Source organism: Prevotella marseillensis, from assembly GCF_900625065.1.
In the GTDB taxonomy this organism is placed as follows: domain Bacteria; phylum Bacteroidota; class Bacteroidia; order Bacteroidales; family Bacteroidaceae; genus Prevotella; species Prevotella rara.
This window is the reverse complement of the sequence record NZ_UYXY01000001.1, coordinates 528,301-549,227: the sequence shown is the minus strand read 5'-3', so window position 1 is coordinate 549,227 and position 20,927 is coordinate 528,301. Positions and strand designations below refer to the sequence as shown.

The 20,927-nt window shown below is 45.0% G+C and carries 17 protein-coding genes and 1 tRNA gene; 6 read left to right on the top strand and 12 right to left on the bottom strand.

Going from position 1 to position 20,927, the window contains the following annotated elements:
- Window positions 1–76: 76 nt before the first annotated feature.
- The 12 genes from EJL04_RS02470 to EJL04_RS02410 form a co-directional block, all read right to left on the bottom strand.
- Window positions 77–388 (bottom strand): hypothetical protein, encoded by a 312-nt coding sequence (locus EJL04_RS02470; RefSeq protein ID WP_125103962.1) that lies wholly within the window; start codon window positions 386–388, stop codon window positions 77–79.
- 5 nt (window positions 389–393) lie between these two features.
- The gene (locus tag EJL04_RS02465) at window positions 394–801 is read right to left on the bottom strand and encodes a hypothetical protein (RefSeq protein WP_021963909.1); all 408 of its coding nucleotides are present in this window, start codon (window positions 799–801) and stop codon (window positions 394–396) included.
- Window positions 791–2,656, bottom strand: a complete 1,866-nt coding sequence (locus EJL04_RS02460; RefSeq protein WP_125103961.1) for a dynamin family protein — start codon at window positions 2,654–2,656, stop codon at window positions 791–793. The genes EJL04_RS02465 and EJL04_RS02460 overlap by 11 nt, the downstream gene beginning before the upstream one ends.
- 371 nt (window positions 2,657–3,027) lie before the next feature.
- On the bottom strand, window positions 3,028–3,381 hold the full coding sequence (locus tag EJL04_RS02455; protein ID WP_241209930.1) for a hypothetical protein: 354 nt from the start codon (window positions 3,379–3,381) through the stop codon (window positions 3,028–3,030).
- Between the two features lie 1,223 nt (window positions 3,382–4,604).
- Window positions 4,605–6,149, bottom strand: coding sequence for a glutamine-hydrolyzing GMP synthase (guaA, locus tag EJL04_RS02450; RefSeq protein WP_053398132.1), 1,545 nt, complete (start codon window positions 6,147–6,149; stop codon window positions 4,605–4,607).
- Between the two features lie 4 nt (window positions 6,150–6,153).
- A complete protein-coding gene (locus tag EJL04_RS02445) occupies window positions 6,154–6,882 on the bottom strand; it encodes a nucleotidyltransferase family protein (RefSeq protein ID WP_125105281.1) in 729 nt (242 codons plus the stop codon).
- A 27-nt stretch (window positions 6,883–6,909) separates the two neighbouring features.
- Window positions 6,910–8,448, bottom strand: a complete 1,539-nt coding sequence (locus EJL04_RS02440) for a RapZ C-terminal domain-containing protein (protein ID WP_053398184.1) — start codon at window positions 8,446–8,448, stop codon at window positions 6,910–6,912.
- A 4-nt stretch (window positions 8,449–8,452) separates the two neighbouring features.
- Window positions 8,453–8,644, bottom strand: coding sequence for a hypothetical protein (locus tag EJL04_RS02435; RefSeq protein ID WP_021854012.1), 192 nt, complete (start codon window positions 8,642–8,644; stop codon window positions 8,453–8,455).
- A 499-nt stretch (window positions 8,645–9,143) separates the two neighbouring features.
- Window positions 9,144–10,772: a chaperonin GroEL gene (gene groL / locus EJL04_RS02430; protein ID WP_021854013.1), complete on the bottom strand. Its 1,629-nt coding sequence runs from the start codon at window positions 10,770–10,772 to the stop codon at window positions 9,144–9,146.
- A gap of 115 nt (window positions 10,773–10,887) precedes the next feature.
- Window positions 10,888–11,160, bottom strand: coding sequence for a co-chaperone GroES (locus EJL04_RS02425; protein ID WP_021854014.1), 273 nt, complete (start codon window positions 11,158–11,160; stop codon window positions 10,888–10,890).
- 848 nt (window positions 11,161–12,008) lie between these two features.
- Window positions 12,009–13,337, bottom strand: a complete 1,329-nt coding sequence (locus tag EJL04_RS02415; protein ID WP_125103959.1) for a rhamnogalacturonidase — start codon at window positions 13,335–13,337, stop codon at window positions 12,009–12,011.
- 6 nt (window positions 13,338–13,343) lie between these two features.
- Entirely contained in the window at window positions 13,344–14,081 is a 738-nt protein-coding gene (locus EJL04_RS02410) for an SDR family NAD(P)-dependent oxidoreductase (protein ID WP_125105280.1), read from the bottom strand.
- Window positions 14,082–14,277: 196 nt separating this feature from the next.
- On the opposite strand from EJL04_RS02410, the gene sppA reads away from it, so the two are divergent.
- The 6 genes from sppA (at window position 14,278) to EJL04_RS02380 (ending at window position 20,899) form a co-directional block, all read left to right on the top strand.
- Window positions 14,278–16,050: a signal peptide peptidase SppA gene (gene sppA, locus EJL04_RS02405; protein WP_021854017.1), complete on the top strand. Its 1,773-nt coding sequence runs from the start codon at window positions 14,278–14,280 to the stop codon at window positions 16,048–16,050.
- 80 nt (window positions 16,051–16,130) lie between these two features.
- Window positions 16,131–17,306, top strand: a complete 1,176-nt coding sequence (gene lpxK / locus EJL04_RS02400) for a tetraacyldisaccharide 4'-kinase (RefSeq protein WP_125103958.1) — start codon at window positions 16,131–16,133, stop codon at window positions 17,304–17,306.
- A complete protein-coding gene (locus tag EJL04_RS02395; RefSeq protein ID WP_082335186.1) occupies window positions 17,191–18,000 on the top strand; it encodes a purine-nucleoside phosphorylase in 810 nt (269 codons plus the stop codon). Before lpxK ends, EJL04_RS02395 begins: the two co-directional genes overlap by 116 nt.
- 107 nt (window positions 18,001–18,107) lie before the next feature.
- Complete coding sequence (gene thiL, locus EJL04_RS02390) at window positions 18,108–19,178, top strand: thiamine-phosphate kinase (protein ID WP_125103957.1); 1,071 nt, start codon at window positions 18,108–18,110, stop codon at window positions 19,176–19,178.
- A 702-nt stretch (window positions 19,179–19,880) separates the two neighbouring features.
- The gene (locus EJL04_RS02385; protein ID WP_164511714.1) at window positions 19,881–20,591 is read left to right on the top strand and encodes a porin family protein; all 711 of its coding nucleotides are present in this window, start codon (window positions 19,881–19,883) and stop codon (window positions 20,589–20,591) included.
- 235 nt (window positions 20,592–20,826) lie between these two features.
- Window positions 20,827–20,899, top strand: a tRNA-Phe gene (locus EJL04_RS02380).
- The last annotated feature ends 28 nt before the right edge of the window (window positions 20,900–20,927 follow it).

The following is a 20,927-nucleotide window of genomic DNA, read 5'->3' as shown; positions in this document are numbered from 1 at the left end:
ACACTAAGATAGGTGAAAAATCTGACATAGCAAAATCCTGAGCAACTTTTTGTTGCTCAGGTACTTATAAAATAAGTTAAACTAAAATGCTGCGGAATTTAGGTAGATATGAAAGTTCCTTGTTCTTTTCTTCTAACTTATGTTGAAGGGATTTTTCTTTCTGTAAAAGTAATTCTAACTCATCTGATTTATGTGATAATTCCTTTCTAAGTTGAACTATCTGTTTATCAACATTTGTATCATCTTCAGAGAAATCAACTTTTAACTCTTCTGAAGATGCTAAATCTGCTGAAGATGCCGATATTCTTTTTCGCAATAAAAGCCACATGGCAATACCACCAAATAGCATTGCCAATGCGGCTGAAATTATAATAACTACTATATCCATAAAAATCACATTTTACTTTTCAAACGCTCTATTTCTTGCATTGCAGAAGTATAAAGGTCTTTGCTTTCTTGAAGCTTTTCTTCCGTTATTTCTTTTTCGCGTTTTAGTGTTTCTATCCTACGATTTAAGTCCATAAGTCTATCAGCTTGGTCATCAGATGCATCATCTGCATTACGAATCTTTATCTTCAATGATTTAAGTTCATTTATCAAAGACTCATTTTCATTTTGCAGATTACTTACACGATTTTTCAAAGTTTGAATTTCTCTCTGAGCTTCTTGAAGTAATGTCCTATAAGAATTTCCACTCTCATTATATGCTTCATTTTTTGTAAGTTGTTTTCTTACAATGTAACCACCAACAAATCCGACGGCAGCTCCTATTAATAAATTAATAACCATATTAGATTTCATTGAGTTGAATTATATATTGTTTATATGTTTTTATCTTTTGTGCATATTCTTCTTTTTTTTCATTCAAAGCGGATTTTAGAGACTGAAGATTAGCACGAATATTGCCACAACTATTTGCAGCTTCCTGACGAAGAAGAGACGTAATTTCACGAAGAAGATTACTTGATACTGATTGTATTTGTAGCCGAAACTCTGGAATAAGAGTACCATCAATATAATTGTTAACGGCACGTTGTCGTGCCGGTTTTGCGAAAAATTCTGTAACCCAGCCAACAGAAGTCTCTATAATACCGCGATTCATACCTGACTTTTCTCCAATGTTTTGATCATATTTCTTAACTGTATCAAAATTTTCATTAAAATCATCAATATATTGTTTAGCAACCTTTGCCTTTTCTGCAACCTTAGCCATTTTTGACAACTTATTAATTTTATTTGCTGTATACGCAGTCGCTGCAACATCAGTTGCTGCATCAGCAGCAATCACTGTGCCTGTTGCTATAGTTCCTTCCACTGCAGTACCAGTAGCCGTCCCTGCTGCAGCTGCACCTCCAGCAGCAGCGGCTGCTCCAGCCGTAACAACAACAGCCGCAACAGTCAAAGCGCCAATGACTCCATACCCAATTTTTTTATCAAATTTATGTCCCACGTTAGAAAGATCAACACCTGATGAAAATCCATTAAACGCATTTTCTGTCATATTAACAGTTTCCAAAACACCCATAGGTACTTCTTCCATTCCGTTCTGACGCATACGAGCTAAAGACAAAATATCAGACATGACATCCTTTTGAAAATTCTGCATTAACATTACAGCAGTACTATTAACAACAGAATTAACAGAATCACTACAATCCCGCCCCTGAGTCTTGATTATATCATCAACTTGAGAAAATATAGTTTTTGAAAATTGTGACAAAGCATGCTTAACTCTATCTTCAACCCTGTCTTCAGCTTCAGATATCAAAGAATCTATATTATGATTGATTTTTTTTAATTTTTTCTCTTCTTCTTGAATTGCTGCATCTATGTCACTCGTTGAATTTCCCTGTTTAAGAAGATCGCTTACAACTAAAGACATTTCTTTTGCAACATTTTTAATACGCTCATTTATTGACTTCTCAACAATAGCATTTTTATTATTTTGTATATTATTTATAAGTTCGTCAAACTGAGACATCTGTCCTGTAACAACTGATACAGGAACAATTCTTTCAAAAGTAAAATCTATATTTTTCTTTATATATGATATTGCATTTTCAACTTCATTCTGCGTTTTAGTATCACATTTTGTTACAATTAAATATATAGGTTTATTTGCTAATTTAGAAGAACCTATAAAATCCATCAAAGAACGCGTAATTTGCTGATTTACGTCCGTCAGAAGTAATATGGCATCCGCATTGGGTAAGTAAGAAGAAAGTGCTATGCGGTGAGCAGGATCATTTGAAGATAATCCCGGAGTATCAACAAGTATTGTAGAAGCACCTATTTTTGTTGAAGTATCATAGACTTTTACCACATCAACTTGTTTTAAGTCTTCATTCTTAATACCTATTACATCTTTTACCGAATCTATATATCCATCCTCTTTATGGATTTCAGCGTAACATTCATCCGCTCCAAAATGAATTTCAAATATAGAAGCCGTTGTTGCACGAGATGCTGTTTCCAAATTAGGATTGTCTAAAAGAGAATTTATTAATGTCGTTTTACCTGACGAAAACTCTCCAACCAATGGAAGGATTAAATCTTTATCTGGAGAACTAAGTCTTTCAACATAAAACTTTAACTCTTGCACTTTATCATGAAGATTTAAATCTTCAGCAATTTGAATTAATTTTTGTATATCCATATTTTAAATCATTAATATATTGACACTTACTTATTCTCATATCTCTCCCAAATACTCTTATAAAGCTTAAGATAAGACTGCTTAATTATGGGCCAAGATAAACAATGCTTTGGCAAAGTCCTGATACTTTGGCATTTTGGACATCGCAGTGGCATTGAAAATATGGTTGCAGCATATTCTATATCCGGACCGATGAAGTTATTACCACACTCGGTGCAATGAAATTTTATAAATCCTCTTAACATAATCTTTATTTTTTACGTTATACATTAATTTTCAATTCCAAAGATACGCCTATGATATGCCATACTAAAGCATAAGGTCAATAACTTGAACGGAAATTTCAGTAAAACTAAAGAGCCATGTTATTTTCACAGCACCGGAGAGTGGTTGCCCTTATTCGGACCTTTTGGATGATTTACGCACGGTGCTGCTGTCATCATCATTATCGACGGGAACTTTTTCCCGCAATATTTACATGTGTATTCGCTCTTCTCCGTGCCTTCATACAGTTTGTGACGACCTTTGTTCGGGCCGTCGGGATGGCGGACACACGGGGCTGAAGTCAGCAGGCGCACTGACGGAAAGCGATGACCACAATACTCACAATAATAATATTTCTGCTGCATTTTTCCTCCTTTCTCCGACTGAATACCGGATGACAATACGATTAATGCCAAAAGACATATAGCGGTTATAGATATAGTCGGTATTTTGTTTTTCATTATTATCTTATCAAATTTGTGTCCTTCAATATTTATTTAACAAAAATAGAGCATTTAAATCTGCAAATCAAGTTCACAATGGTTCACTTCACAATTATTAACCCAAGAGTGTTCTTGTGTTTTTGCATTATGTAACACGTTACAACAAATAATCAGCCGCCATGCAACCAACCATCAAGTTACGTCTTCAGTTTACAAAAAGCGGTGTGAACTCACTCCCCCACGCTTTCTGAGAGTAAGGTTCTGGCAAAACCCGATAATAAAGAAAACATGAAAGAGGAATCCACACCAATAGCATGGTGTGAACTCGCTCAGACAATCATTCATTACTATCAGGATTGAACTGCCAGATTCTACTCCCTGAACGTCACTGTCTGTGCGTGTACACAAGTACTTCTGTCTGTGCGCATTTTTCTGCACACAATATGTCAAAGGCAAAGATATTAATTTTTCATCAACATTCAAACCTTTTGTCTGAAAACTTGTGCCGTCCTCTTTCATTTTCTATTTTTCAAACAAATATAGGGCAATGTTATGCCAACATAGAGCATATGTTTGATGATAATGCCATAATTCTGCCGATAACCGGCAATTAATAATATTACATAATGGACTGAAACTAACGACATTTGACTTTATAAAAGGGCATCTTTCGGGTATCAAAAGGACGCCTTTCGGCACACAAAAGGTATGCTTTTGCATGGAATGAGAAGAAAAGCCTGTAGGCTGACGTGACATAAGCCAAATGCATTTATCATAACATGGAAAAGCAATAGAACTATTTTTCATAAAAACTCATCACTCGTCACATCTACACATAAGCTACTGATAATAAGGTGCTTACGCTGTGATGAGTTACATTTATAACTCATCACATTCAGGGTCAACCTAAATCAGGAAAAGGCACATTAAGCCCCAAACAGCCAAGCGTGATGAGTGAGAAAATCAACTCATCACGCCATATCTCATTGATGGTCAGCGTGTTAAACCGCAATGTGACGAGTGATGAGTTTCTTTCAAAAAGATTATATGGCTTATAACAATAAAAACAGACTTTTGACATTGCCAGACAAAACGAATAGCCATGCATGTTAGCACCAATATCACAAGTCTACCTATATTACGCAACAAGGGCAAATGCGTCATATAGCATTTGCCCTTGCAGGTTAACTATAATGATGCGCAGACGATGCCGCGCAAAGAGCCTGTTCTGTCATCCATACTTACTCCCACTCGATTGTCGAAGGCGGCTTTGACGAGATGTCATAGCAAACGCGGTTGACGCCTTTCACCTTATTGATAATCTCGTTAGAAACCTTAGCCATAAAGTCGTAAGGCAGATGTGCCCAGTCGGCTGTCATGGCGTCTGTGCTCGTTACGGCACGCAAAGCCACAGGATGCTCGTAAGTGCGCTCGTCGCCCATGACTCCCACGCTGCGTATCGTAGAGAGAAGCACCGTTCCTGCCTGCCAAACCTTGTCGTAAAGACATTCGCCGTCTTCACAGATATAGTTGTGCATAGCCTCGATATAGATGTCGTCAGCATCCTGAAGTATGCGTACCTTCTCGCGTGTGATGTCGCCGAGAATACGAACTGCAAGACCCGGTCCGGGGAACGGATGACGCTTGATGAGGCGCTCGGGCATGCCAAGCTCGTAGCCTACGCGGCGCACTTCGTCCTTAAACAGCCACTTCAGCGGCTCGCAGAGCTGCAGATGCATCTCCTCCGGCAGTCCGCCAACGTTGTGATGACTCTTGATAACCATACCTGTTATGCTCAGACTCTCAATGCGGTCAGGATAGATTGTGCCCTGTGCAAGCCACTTGGCATCAGTAATCTTCTTTGCCTCGGCATTGAACACCTCAACAAAGTCGCGGCCTATAATCTTGCGCTTCTGCTCAGGGTCGGTAACGCCTTCAAGATCTTTGAAGAACTTCTCACTTGCGTCAACGCCGATAACGTTGAGTCCGAGTCCCTGATATGCCTCCATAACCTTCTGAAACTCGTTCTTGCGCAACATTCCGTGATCAACGAAGATACATGTAAGGTTCTTTCCGATGGCACGGTTAAGCAATGTAGCACAAACCGAAGAGTCTACACCGCCGCTCAGACCGAGGATTACGCGGTCGTTGCCCAACTGCTCCTTAAGCTCGCTCACCGTAGAATCTACGAATGAAGCGGGGCTCCACTGCTGCTTGCTTCCGCAAATGTCAACAACAAAGTTCTTGAGCAACAGCTTGCCCTGTGTTGTGTGGAACACTTCGGGGTGGAACTGAACAGCCCACAATGGGTTGGTGTCGCTTGCATAAGCGGCATACTTAACGTCGGCTGTTGAAGCAATCACATGGCAGTCGGCTGGTATTGCGGTGATGGTGTCGCCGTGGCTCATCCATACCTGAGAGTTCTCTTCGAAGCCCTTAAAAAGAGCATTGTCGGCATCGAATGTCCTCAAGTTGGCACGTCCATACTCGCGTGTGCCGGTCTTTTCAACCTTTCCGCCGTTAGAGTTGGCAATAAACTGCGCTCCGTAGCAGATGCCGAGCACAGGATATTTGCCTACAAACTGACTGAGGTCTACCTTGAAAGCCTCTTCATCATGAACAGAATAAGGCGATCCGCTCAGAATCACACCGATAACGTCGCTGTCGTCTTTCGGAAACTTGTTGTAAGGCAAGATTTCGCAAAACGTGTCGAGCTCACGCACTCTACGGCCTATCAGCTGTGTGGTTTGTGAACCAAAATCGAGAATAATAATTTTCTGTTGCATATTATTATAATTGGTTTATAAAATTTTCTGCTTCTGCAAGTGTGTCAAGTTTTCCTACGTCCATAAGCCTCAAGTCGGTTTTGTCGTATCCCTTTATCACCACCTTGTCACACACTTTTAGATAAAAGTCTATTATGCCGAACTTGTCGGGGAATTCGTCCATAAGGCCGAACATAGACGGCGAGATGACATGTATGCCCGAGAACGCAAGCATGCGGCAGTCGGCAACATTCAAGTCAGGGTATGGACTTCTTACCTCGCCCGTCTCAATGTTTGTCCATCCTTTCAGCCTCATGTCGTCGTCAAAGAGCAGATAGCGCTTAGTCTTGCGGCTGCTTACCACGAGCGTCGCGGCGCTGTCGCCGTGCATGGCGTACAGATGTGCGAGGTCAACGTTGCTCAATATGTCTACATTGTGTATCAGCACAGGTTTGTCGCTGTCGAACAGCGGCGCGGCTTTCTTTATGCCTCCGCCCGTGTCGAGCAGCTTGTCTGTCTCGTCAGACACCTTGATGTCTGTGCCGAAGTTATCGTTGTCTTTAAGATAACCGACAATCTGCGACGCAAAATGATGAACGTTGACCACAATGCGGTCGGCTCCGGCATCTTTCAGCTTTTCAATAACGCGCTCTATCAGCGGCTTGCCACCTACTCTGACAAGTGCTTTCGGCATGGTGTCGGTAAGCGGTTTGAGCCTTGTGCCCAGTCCGGCTGCAAATATCATAGCCTGCATCTTCAGCATATTTTTTGAGTTTTTATTTCATTTCAACGCCTCAAGCGTCTGTGTTATGTTTTGTTCTCTGTGAATGATGTGTACCTCTATGCCGAACTTCTTGTTGATATGTTCTGCCAGATGCTGTGCCGAATAGACGCTGCGGTGCTGTCCGCCCGTACATCCGAAACAGAACATCAGGCTCGTGAATCCGCGCTGGATATAGCGGCGCACATGAGCATCGGCAAGTTTATACACGCTGTCGAGGAATGTCAGTATCTCTCCGTCGTCCTCAAGGAAACGTATAACAGGTTCGTCAAGTCCCGTAAGTTTCTTGTACGGCTCATACCGCCCGGGATTATGGGTGCTGCGGCAGTCGAACACATAACCACCGCCGTTGCCCGACTCATCTTCAGGTATTCCCTTGTGATAAGAGAAACTATAGACGCGTACCACAAGCGGACCTTTGTTGTCATATTTTGAGAATGTGGCCGGACCATCTGAAGGATGTGCCGCGAACACCTTGCTGTCTGATATCTTAAATCCGTCTGCACGGCTCAATGCCGGCTCTTCGAGAGTTGCAAAACGCGGAAGCTCCGTGAGCCTCTTCAGCACATCCATAAGATAAGGATATGTAAACACGTTAAGCTTAAGCAGCTCGCGCAGGTTCTGCATTGCTGGCGGTATGCTGTCAATGAAATGCTTCTTGCGCTCAAAGAATCCTCTGAAGCCGTATGCACCAAGCACCTGAAGCGTACGGAAAAGCACGAACAGGCTAAGGCGCTCGGCAAAGTGTCTTACAGAAGGCACTTCGGTATAATTTTTCAGAGAATTATAATATTCGTATATCAGCTCGCGGCGCAGCTTATGAGGGTATTTTGCCGAAGCCTGCCAAAGGAATGAGGCAAGATCGTAATAGAAAGGTCCCTTGCGTCCGCCCTGATAGTCGATAAAATACGGACGTCCTGAAGCGTCGAGCATTATGTTGCGCGCCTGAAAGTCGCGATACATAAAGCTGTCTGTCTTTTCTGCAACGAGGTCTTTTGCAAAAAGCCTGAAGTTGGCTTCAAGCTTAAGCTCGTGGAAATCGAGCTCGGCAGGCTTTAAGAAACAATACTTAAAATAATTGAGGTCGAAGAGCACGCTGTTCTCGTCAAACTCCGGCTGCGGATAACAGTTAGACCAGTCGAGGCCGCGGGCGCCGCGTATCTGTATGTTCGGCAGTTCCTTTATCGTGTTTATCAGCAACTGCTTCTCCTTTTGGTTGTATCGTCCTCCGGCTTCACGTCCGCCGCTGATTGCACTGAACAGCGACACACGTCCGAGGTCTTCCTGCAGATATCTCAGCTCATCGTCTGACACTGACAATATACGGGGTACGGGCAGCTGGCGCTTGCGGAAATGGCCCGAAAGATATATAAAAGCGTGATTCTCGTCGCGGCTTGTGCCTATTGCACCTATCACCGAACTGCCGTCGTCGCCTGTCATTCTGTAATATTCGCGGTTGCTTCCGGCCTGCGGCAGCTTCTCTGTGCTCACCGGCTCAGAGCCGTGCCATTGTCTATATAGTTCTATAAGTTTCTGCATGACGTCAAAACATTTTATCATCCTTCTTGCCCCGCTTCTTTCCGATAAACTCGGCCAGGACAAAATCCAGCACCATGAGCAGCAGTATTATGCCAAGAGACATCAGCCACGACTCCGTAATATACATCAGTCCGGCAGAAAGTACGATGAAAATAAGCCACTGCGACTTCTTTATTTTAAAATCCTTAATGTCCATAAAGTATTTTTCTTGACTCGAAACTAACCCGGCCATCAGCTTATGCCAAACTAATCTACAGGGCTGAAAGTGCATCAGGACATCGGCCCGCCCAACGGCGAAAACTTGCCCGACAACCATCACGCAGCCTCAACAAACGGGGCTAAGATGCTATAGCCGAATAACATTCGGTGCAAAGATAAGCAAAATCAAAGACAATATGAAATAATGGTGTTTATTTTTGACAAACGTAAGGACATAAAAAAAATCGCATGTCCTCACGACAAGCGATTTTCAAAAAACAAACTACTTAAAAACTAATCTACTAAAACAAATCAAAAAAATATCTACTTTAGGATCTTTATCCATAACGTATCTATCTGTTGACATGCAAATATAGACATTTTATAATTCGTGACAAAACATTTTTCAAAAAAATTGCGCAAAAAAACATCTATACCGAAAAAAAAAGAGGCTGCCCGTTAAGCAGCCTCCCATTTTGTTATTTGTAGTTTACAAATTACATCATTCCGCCCATTCCGGGAGCGCCCATAGGCATCTGAGGCTTATCCTCAGGTTTGTCAACGATCAGGCACTCTGTTGTGAGGAACATGCCTGCTATTGAAGCTGCGTTCTCAAGAGCTACGCGGGCAACCTTGGCAGGATCGATGACACCGGCCTTACGCATATCCTCATAAACATCTGTACGTGCGTTGTAACCGAAGTCGCCTTCGCCTTCCTTAACCTTCTGAACAACAACAGCACCTTCGCCGCCTGCGTTGGCAACAATCTGACGGAGAGGCTCCTCGATTGCACGCTCAACGATGTTGATACCAGTCTGCTCGTCTGCGTTGTCACCCTTCAGGTTCTTCAGACCTTCAAGAGCGCGGATGTATGTTGTACCGCCTCCGGCAACAACACCTTCCTCGATAGCTGCACGTGTAGCGCAGAGAGCATCGTCAACGCGGTCTTTCTTCTCTTTCATCTCAACCTCGCTGTTTGCACCAACGTAGAGCACTGCCACACCACCGGCCAACTTAGCCAGACGCTCCTGCAGTTTCTCTTTGTCGTAGCTGCTTGTTGTGTTTGCTATCTCGTTCTTTATCTGAGCAACGCGGTCAGCTATGAGCTGCTTCTCGCCAGCACCGTTTACGATAGTTGTGTTGTCCTTAGAAACTACGATCTTGTCGCAAGTACCAAGCATTTCGAGAGTAGCCTGCTCAAGCTTCAAGCCCTTGTCCTCGCTGATTACGAGTCCGCCTGTCAGTACGGCGATATCCTCGAGCATAGCCTTGCGGCGGTCGCCAAAGCCAGGAGCCTTAACAGCACAAATCTTCAGGTTGCTGCGCAGACGGTTTACAACCAATGTTGTAAGAGCCTCAGAGTCAACATCTTCTGCAATAACGAGCAACGGACGTCCGCTCTCGGCAGCAGGCTGCAGGATAGGCAAGAAATCTTTCAGGTTGCTGATCTTCTTGTCGTAGATAAGGATGTAAGGATTCTCCATTACACACTCCATCTTGTCAGCGTCTGTTACGAAATATCCGCTCAGATAACCACGGTCGAACTGCATACCCTCAACAACACCGATGTGTGTGTCGCGGCTCTTGCTCTCCTCGATAGTGATAACGCCGTCCTTAGATACCTTGCGCATAGCGTCAGCCAGCAACTTACCTATTTCAGGATCGTTGTTTGCACTGACAGTAGCAACCTGCTCAATCTTGTCATAGTTGTCGTCAACCTTCTCAGCGTTGTTCTTGATATATTCAACAACGGCAGCAACAGCCTTGTCGATACCACGCTTCAGGTCCATCGGGTTTGCACCTGCTGTAACGTTCTTCAGTCCTTCAGTAACAATAGCCTGTGTAAGGATAGTTGCTGTTGTTGTACCGTCACCTGCATCGTCGCCAGTCTTGCTTGCAACGCTCTTAACAAGCTGTGCGCCAGTGTTCTCAAAGCGGTCCTCAAGCTCAACTTCCTTTGCTACGGTTACACCGTCTTTTGTTATCTGCGGAGCACCGAATTTTTTCTCAATAACAACGTTGCGGCCTTTAGGACCGAGTGTTACTTTCACTGCATTTGCCAACTGGTCAACGCCTCTCTTCAAGAGTTCGCGGGCGTCTGTATCGAATTTTATTTCTTTAGCCATGATGATTTTATTTTTATATGAAGGTCACATTTATGGCACATTGTCCGTAGTCATAATGCCTACCTGCGTGCCGGTGGCCTCATAGGGTTGTTTTTAAATTATTGATCTGAATATATTATTTTACTATAACAGCGAGAACGTCGCTCTGGCGCATCATAAGATACTTAACGCCGTCATACTCAAGCTCTGTGCCTGAATATTTGCCGTAAAGAACCTCATCACCTTCTTTAAGAATCATTTCCTCATCCTTAGTGCCTGTGCCAGCAGCAACGATAGTGCCGTGCAAAGGTTTTTCTTTTGCTGTATCAGGAATAATGATACCACCGATTTTCTCTTCTGCCGGTGCAGGAAGTACCAGCACTCTGTCTGCTAATGGTTTAATGTTCATAATCTTTATATTTAAACTGTTATTTATACGTTTTATATTACCGATGCTTTGAGCATCCGCAAACACAATAGCGAAAAGCGTGCCAAAAGCCAAAATGTCAGTCTTTGGTTGTCAGTGTATGACAAACGTGTCAGTCATAACACATTGATGACACACTGCCAAGATAGTCACAAAAAAGAGACAATTCCACATGTCCTTATATATAAATATGTATAACGTGCTTTAAAATGACGCTACACGGAAGGCGCAGCCGTTAGAAAAAAGACAAAGGTGTTTTGCCGTCAATACCACAGAGATTATCTCTGAATACATCTTTATGCACACGATATTTTCAACTTATGCCGTTTCAGACTTATATCCAGCTACAAGACATGCAGTCTGACGAACATTCAAAATGCTTGAATTATTGTCTAACAGGCGACATTATGACATAAAGAAAATGTCAGTAAAATTTAATGAAATAGAAATTCAGGCGGCACATACAGGCATCAAAACGGCAACAAAACAAGGATTTCACAGCAAAAGACATGCACTTGTATTTCAAAAACTGGTCTTTTACATTGCCAAAGCTATGCTTTTACAACACAAAACACACTTATCCATAAGGCCGAAAAGCCTTAATTTACGGCAGTTTTAAGACAAAATCAATGCACATTTATCGAAAATCTCTCATAACACAAAGCTATTCAAGACATTACGAATGCACACAAAAAGCCGTAATTTTCAGCCGAAAATATTTTATCTTTTTGAGCAACGCGATTCTGTGAGGTTATACAAAATCAACATGTAAGCAATTCCGGTTAACTACTTACATGTTGTATTTCAACATAACGAAATAAGACTAGACGTCATTTCTGCTTTTTTCCGTTTATAACAAGATTCTTTATCTTGGTATTTTCTATCACGCTTTTATCAAAAGAATTGGAGCTGTCAGTGATATTGCAGTTGACAAACGAGAAGTCTGTCAGCCGATATTTGTCTGACGTTCCTACGTCAAAAAAGTTATCACACGTAGCGTCAACATTGCTTACTGATATATTGTTGCAAACAGACATCGGCATGTCGTCGCGCTGTTCGGGCTTATAGAATTGTGTCCAAGGACGAACGACAAGGAAACTTCCGCAACGTCCGCTCAACTTTTCAAGGCTTACATACTCATAATGCTGCGGCGTGTCGGGGCGCATCTTTAGCCACAGAACACGGTTGGCATCATTGAATGTGCAGCGTCGCATAACGATGTTGCGGTTGTGCAGGCTCTCGCTTCCGAGCGTCAGGCAGCCGTGCACCTTGCCATAAGTGCAGTCCTGCACGATGACGTTATGGTTAGGACCATTGTCAGGATCTTTATCGGCAAACGTTCCCTTGCCTCCCTTCAGCACTACGGCATCGTCGTTGACGCTCATATAGCATCCGCTTATCAGTATGTCATGACAGTTGTCTATGTCAACGGCGTCGCTGCTTGGCGCCTTTACGCCCGAAGTTGGTGCAAAGATATAGCATCCGATGTATTTAACATGGTGACAGCGGTAAAGATGATTTGTCCAGAAAGCACTGTTTATCAGTCTTACGTCCTGCACCTGAACGTTGGCGCAATGCGACAGATATACAAGACGCGGACGCAGAGCCTCAAGATTGGTGCAGTCGGGATTAAACTTGCGCCTGATCCAAAACTCCTCCCAGAAGCGCAGTCCGTTGCCGTTTATCGTTCCCGGGCCGGTAATGGTGAAGCCATCTAATCCATCGGCGTTTATCAGAGCTGCAAAATAGTTGAGCGTCTGCCCCTCCATTCGGGTCTTGACAAGCGGATAATATTTTATTGCATCAACGCCTTTAATCACTCCGCCACGGCAAATATGCAGATGGGTGCCTTGTCTGAAAAACAGCGAACCACTGAGAAACGTACCTTCGGGCACTACTATCACTCCCCCGCCCTCTGCCGCTGCAAGGTCGATGACGCGCTGTATTGCCTCAGTCTGCAACAAAGTCGAGTCGTTTTTCACGCCATATGATGTTATGACATACTTGCGTCCGAGTGTATCAATGTCTATACGCGACGTATCGTTAAACCATGCCGGAATGTCCGTTCCGTCGGGAAAGCTGTCGCCCGAGGCTCCTGCGCTGGCCGTAAAGGACATAAGGGCAAGCACTACAGTCAATATCTGCTGAAAGAATTTCATGACTAATTATAATTTCTTGTTGGTGACGTTCATCCTCCGCCACAGCCTGCGCGGTATCAGCCTCCAGAAGAACACGAGAATGCTGTAGCGCCAGTCGATAATCTTAACATGCCTGTGGGCCGTTACGGCCTTCACAATCTCACGTGCAACGTACGTCTTGTCCATCAGCATTGGATAGCTGCCGCTGCCCGACAGCAGCGGGGTGTCGACAAATCCCGGCCTGATGTCAGTAAATCTTATATGCAGACGGCGCATGTTGGACAACTGTTCGAGCGCCTGAATGTACGTGTTCTGATATGCCTTCGACGCGCTGTACGACGGTGCCGCGCCAAGTCCCTTTGTGCCGGCTATTGAAGAAACCACGGCTATGTCGCCTCCAAGATTGTCAGCCATATAGTTAAACATCGTGTCGACCATCTGCGTAAATCCGAACACGTTGACGCCTACCGTGTCAAGCTCGGTGTCTGCGTCAAGCCGCGGATTCTGATGTCCTACACCTGAGCAGTAGACAAAAAGATTCACTCCGCCCATACGCCCCACAAGGTCGAGCAGCCTGCGCGGCGCCTCCTTGTCGGTAACGTCCATGGCGCACACCTCCACCATGGCAGGATTAAGCTCTTTAATCTCGAGCAACTTGTCTTCACGCCTTGCAGCAATGCCGATAATCCAGCCTTCTGCCAGCAATATCTTGCTAACTTCGCGCCCTATGCCCGAAGAAGCACCTATAATAACAGCTCGTTTCATCAGTGCGAAAATAATAATATTTGACGATTCTGTCAAACTTTGCATACGTTTTCAGACAAAATAAAATAAAATTGCTTATATTTGCAGTTGGTAAGTGGCAATGCGGCACACGGCGCAACATATTCCGCCATGGAGCATGCCTCACGACATTGAATAAAAACATTTTTCTGAAATTTTTAAACGTAAAGCATATTTTATGAAGGACTTTTTTAAATACATGGCCGCCACGGTTGTCGGCTTGATAGTTTTCACCCTGCTAACAGGCGTGCTCGGAGTGATGTGTATCGCAGGCATGATTGCCTCTGAAAGTTCAGCAAAGGACGTGAGCGACAACACGGTAATGGTGCTCAACCTGTCGGGAGTGCTCAACGAACGCTCTGAAGAAAGCATCATGGACCAGCTGAGCGGAAGTACGGTTGGAAACATGGGACTCGACGACATACTCGATGCCATTAAAAAGGCCAAGAACAACGACAAGATTAAAGGTATATATATTGAGGCAGGAATGTTCGGTGCCGACTCTTACGCGTCGATGCAGGCCATACGCAACGCGCTGAAAGACTTCAAGAAGAGCGGAAAATGGATTGTGGCTTACGGCGACGTATACACACAGGGCACCTACTATATCGCATCGGTTGCCGACAAAATATTCCTGAATCCGAGCGGACAGATAGACTGGCACGGTCTGGCTTCGCAGCCGATATTCCTGAAAGACATGCTGGCAAAGTTTGGCGTGAAGATGCAGCTGGCTAAAGTGGGCACATATAAGAGCGCTCCCGAAATGTTCACTGCCGACAAGATGAGCGACGCCAACCGCGAACAGGTTACGGCTTATATTAGCGGAATATGGCAGACCATCTGCAAAGATGTGTCTGAAAGCAGAAAGATCAGCGTCGACTCGCTTAACGCCTATGCCGACAGACTGATAACCTTCGACGATCCGAAAGAGTTTGTCAAGCGCAAGATGGTGGACAAGCTTATATACACAGACGGCATAAAGGCCGAAATAAACAAGCTCATGAAAAAGGATGCCGACGACAACATCAACACGGCAGGACTGGCAGAGATGAAACTTCTGACTGACAACAGCAGCAAAGGAGACGAGATTGCTGTATACTATGCTTACGGAAACATTGTTGACAGCGAGGAGACAGGCATGATGAGCCAAGGCCACAACATCGTGGGCAAGAAGGTTTGCGAAGACCTGCAGGCTCTGGCCGACGACGATAACGTAAAGGCCGTGGTGCTGCGCATCAACTCGGGAGGCGGAAGCGCTTATGCCTCAGAACAGATATGGCACTATGTTGAAATGCTGAAAAAGAAGAAGCCCGTGGTTGTGTCTATGGGCGGCATGGCTGCATCGGGCGGCTACTATATCAGCAGCGGCGCCAACTGGATTGTGGCTGAGCCCACAACGCTGACCGGCAGCATCGGCATATTCGGCATGTTCCCCGACTTCAGCGGACTGCTCACGCAGAAACTCGGCGTTAAGTTCGACGAGGTGAAGACCAACAAGAACAGCGGTCTGGGCACACCTGCACGTCCTTTCAACGAAGAGGAGATGGCATACATCGAGAACTATATCGACCGCGGCTACAAGCTGTTCCGCTCACGTGTGGCAGAAGGCCGCAAGCTGAGCATAGCACAGGTAGAGAAAGTGGCTCAGGGCCATGTATGGCTCGGACAGGATGCATACAAGCATAAGCTGGTAGACCAGCTCGGAGGCCTCAACGAGGCTGTAGCAAAGGCTGCAAGTCTGGCAAACCTGAAGGAATATCACACGGCTCCTTATCCCGGAAAGAGCGACTGGATGGAGCAACTGCTCAACAAGGCATCGCAGGGCAGCTACATCGACAATCAGCTGCGCCTAACCCTTGGCGAATACTACGAGCCGTTCATGCTCATCAGAAGCATGAACAGGCAGAACGCCGTGCAGGCACGCGTGCCGTTCATACTTAACATCAGATAAACAAAGCAGGCGCCACAGGCACAGCTGCCGGCGCGCCTGCTGCATATAACGACAAACAATATAATGAATTCAGTAAAGGAATGGAAGGCGACTTTATAAAGATAAACGAATGGATGCTTCCGCTGAGCTGGCTCTACGGCCTGGGCGTAAGGCTGCGCAACCAGCTTTTTGAGCTCGGCATTCTTAAAAGCCGCAGCTTCGACATTCCGGTAATATCGGTAGGAAACATCACCGTGGGTGGCTCGGGCAAGACGCCCCACGTGGAATATCTCATCCGCCTGCTCAAAGACAAGGGCAAGGTGGCCGTGCTGAGCCGCGGATACAAGCGCAAGAGCAAGGGTTACGTGCTGGCTAAGGAGGACACCGAGATGAGAAAGATTGGCGACGAGCCCTACCAGATGAAGCAGAAATTCAAGGACATATACGTGGCTGTAGACAAAAACAGATGTCACGGCATTGACCGCATAACCGGCGACGAAGAGACGAAAGACACCGACGTGATACTGCTCGACGACGCCTTTCAGCACAGATATGTAAAACCGGGAATCAACATTCTGCTCGTTGACTATCACAGGCTCATCATCTACGACAAACTGCTGCCTGCCGGCCGACTGCGCGAACCGCTAAGCGGAAAGGCAAGGGCCGACATCGTTATTATAACAAAATGCCCCAAGGACCTAAAGCCCATGGAGTATCGCGTGATAATAAAGGCAATGAACCTGTTTCCATATCAGCAGCTGTTCTTCTCCACTCTCGAGTATGAAGACCTTAAGGCCGTGTTCGGCAGCAGGACAAAGACGCTCGACAGCATCAGAAAGAATAAGGAGAACGTGTTGCTGCTCACAGGCATAGCGTCGCCAAAACAGATGATTTACGACCTGAAGCCTTACGCCGGCAACGTTGTGCCGCTGACATTCGGCGACCACCATCAGTTTACCGGAAGGGACATTGAACGGATAAACGAGGCGTTCGACAAGATGCCGTCGCCCAAAATAATAATCACTACAGAAAAAGACAACTCGAGACTGGCCGGAATGGACGGACTTTCTGAAGAGGTAAGGCAAAATCTATACATGCTGCCCATAAGAATAAAGTTCATGCTCGGTCAGGAAGAGGAATTTAACGAAAAAATAATTGGTTATGTACGAAAAAATTCAAGAAACAGCATCCTGGCTAAAGCAAAGGATGACAACAAGCCCAAAAACGGCAATAATTCTGGGAACAGGCCTAGGACAATTAGCTTCAGAAATCACTGACAGCTACGAGTTTCCTTACTCTGAAATACCTAACTTCCCCGTTTCTACGGTGGAGGGACACGCCGGCAAACTGATTTTCGGCAAGCTCGGCAACGTTGACATAATGGCTATGGAAGGACGTTTCCACTATTATGAAGGCTACAACATGAAGGAAGTTACGTTCCCGATACGCATAATGTACGAACTCGGCATAAAGACTCTCTTTGTAAGCAACGCTTCGGGAGGCATGAACCCTGAGTTCAAAATCGGCGACCTGATGATAATCACAGACCACATCAACTTCTTCCCGGAGCATCCGCTGCGCGGAAAGAACTTCCCCACAGGCCCGCGCTTCCCGGACATGCACGAGACTTACGACAAGAAGCTCATAGCAGAGGCCGACGCCATTGCCGCCGAAAAGGGCATACGCGTGGTTCACGGCGTTTATGTGGGCGTGCAGGGTCCTACGTTTGAGACTCCGGCAGAATATAAGATGTATCACCGCCTTGGCGGAGACGCCGTAGGCATGAGTACGGTGCCTGAAGTTATCGTGGCACATCACTGCGGCATAAAGACATTCGGCATAAGCATCATCACCGACCTCGGACTCGAGGACACACCGGTTGAGGTAAGCCATGAGGAGGTGCAGATTGCAGCCAACAAGGCTCAGCCGCTGATGACCGAAATAATGAGAGAGATGATCAACCGTGCATAACCTGTGCCGGCCGGATTATAGGATACAAGGAGTTAAGAATGTTGCCTCAAGGCGTATTCTTAGCTCCTTAAATCGAAATATAACAAAGAAAAAAAACTAAAAGCAGAATGACAGACATTGCGAAACTTGGCGAATTCGGACTTATCCGTCACCTCACAGACGGACATGCCCCCAAAAACGAATCGACAATATACGGCGTAGGCGACGACTGCGCCGTGATGCACTATCCCGACAAGGAAGTGCTCGTTACGACAGACATGCTTATGGAAGGTGTCCACTTCGACCTTACATACATCGACCTGCAGCACCTTGGCTACAAGTCGGCAATGGTGAACATAAGCGACATATTCGCCATGAACGGCACACCGCGCCAGCTCATTGTAAGCATTGCGCTGAGCAAACGCTTCACAGTTGAGGACATGGAGATGTTCTACAGCGGCCTGCGCATGGCCTGCGAAAAATGGAACGTAGACATTGTGGGAGGCGACACAACGTCGTCGTACACCGGACTGGCCATAAGCATAACGTGCATCGGCGAATGTGCAAAGGAGGACATCGTATACAGAAACGGCGCTAAGGACACCGACCTGATATGCGTCAGCGGCGACCTCGGCGCGGCATACATGGGCCTGCAACTGCTAGAGCGCGAAAAGAGCGTCTACTATCAGCAGGTGAACGAGGCAAGTAAGAAGAACGACAAGCGTGCGCTCGAAGAGCTGGCCCACTTTCAGCCTGACTTTGCCGGAAAGGAATATCTGCTGCAGCGCCAGCTAAAGCCGGAGGCAAGAGGCGACATTCTGCAAGCACTGCGCGAGCGCAACATACACCCCACGGCCATGATGGACATAAGCGACGGACTGAGCAGCGAACTGCTGCACATCTGCAACCAGAGCAACTGCGGGTGCCGAATTTACGAAAAGAACATCCCCATTGACTATCAGACGGCTGTGATGGCTGAGGAGATGAACATGAACGTAACTACGTGTGCGCTCAACGGCGGCGAAGACTACGAGCTGCTGTTCACCGTGCCCATAGGCGACCATGAGAAGATTGAGGACATGAAAGACGTGAAGCTCATAGGGCATATCACAAAGAAAGAACTGGGCCACATGCTCGTAAGCCGCGACAACAACGAGTTTGAGCTGAAAGCTCAGGGCTGGAATCCCTTAAAAGACTAAGACAATAAATTATTCATCATACAGGAATGTTCAGGCTGCCGGCAGTCTGAACATTTTTTATTAAAACAGTTACTACTGAAGACTAACACAAAAGCTAAGATCAGTGATGGCATCAAATCACATAACCAGCATGCTCCATCACGTTAAGCCCAAGCAGAAGGCATCAAGTTGCTTTACGAAAGGCATGCTTTTGTATGACAAAACAAGACCTTTCATGATGCAAAAGATATGCTTTCAGACGGATATAGACACGCATCCGATACAAAGCAAAAAGAAAGATGAAAAGAAACCCACCACGGAATGAATGAACAAAAAAGTTTTTTTGCAGAAACTCATCACTCGTCACAACACGGCATAAGGCACTGCAAATCAAAGCATTATGGCGTGACGAGTTGTCGTGCAAACTCATCACATCAGGCATAAATCAACCAAAATCAGAACAAAAAAGAACAGCTAAATCTTTGTGTGATGAGTTTGCACGACAACTCATCACGCCGCAAGCAACTGAATATCAACAAATTACATGCGAATGTGACGAGTGATGAGTTTCTACAAAAAACTTTTTCAGCCAATAGTAACAAAAAGATTGGCTGAAAAATAGATAAAGCTATGTGCAGTATAATGACGGATTGGGGTTAAATATGAACGGAAAGTAACAATAAAAAAATGCAAAAAACGTTATATCAGAAAAAACTTAATAACATGAAAAAACTGGTAATAATAATGCTCGTGCTGTTGACGATGACACAAAACTCAACAGCACAAACAGCAGGAGGCGAAACAAAGATTTTCCCTATGTTCGGACTCACCTTGTCTAAGATGAACAACGACATAATCCTCACTGACGCAGGAAACGGACAGGGCGATGAGCTTAAGCCAAAATATAAATTTGGCATAACGGCAGGAGCCGAAGTAAGACACAGATTTAAAAACAACGACTTTGGCTTCAGCGCAGGCCTGCTCTACTCAATGTACGGCACAAAATATTCAGACCATACCTATATAAACGAACAAAGCTACGGCAAGGTAACAAACTCAAAACAGACGCTCCACTATCTCACAATACCCGTAATGGCCATCTACTATTTCGGCAACAGCGGCTTCTCGATAAAAGCCGGAGTGCAGGCGGGATATCTTCTGTCAGCAAAAGGAAGCAACGACTACGAGAACGGAACTGTTGAAAACGGTCAATATATACCTGACGCGGAACAATCAGGAGAGGCAAGCAACACTACAACCGGAATATTCAAACGCTTCGACATCGGCATCCCTGTAGGAGTTGCTTACGAATACAACAATATAAGCATCGACCTGAGATACTTGTTCGGCCTGAAAAACCCATATAAATATTACGTCGATAACATACGCAACCGCAGTTTCTCGCTGACAGTAGGCTATGGTTTCACTTTATAATACAGAAAAAGTGCAGCTAAACAAATAAAATCATCACACAGCGCACAACTGCTTTAATGCAATAAATACGCAAAATAAAACATGCATAAAGGTGTATTCTGCACAATTATGCATGTTTTATTCGTTTTTATAAGCTAATTTCCAAAAATAAGTTAAAAAGAGTACTTTTATCACGTAATGAATCTTTTATTTTAAAACTTTTGCGTACCTTTGCATCGCAAAAAAGAACAACGATGGTGCCATAGCTCAGTTGGTAGAGCAAAGGACTGAAAATCCTTGTGTCCCCGGTTCGATTCCTGGTGGTACCACTCCTCCTTTCATTAGCCCTGTACGTTT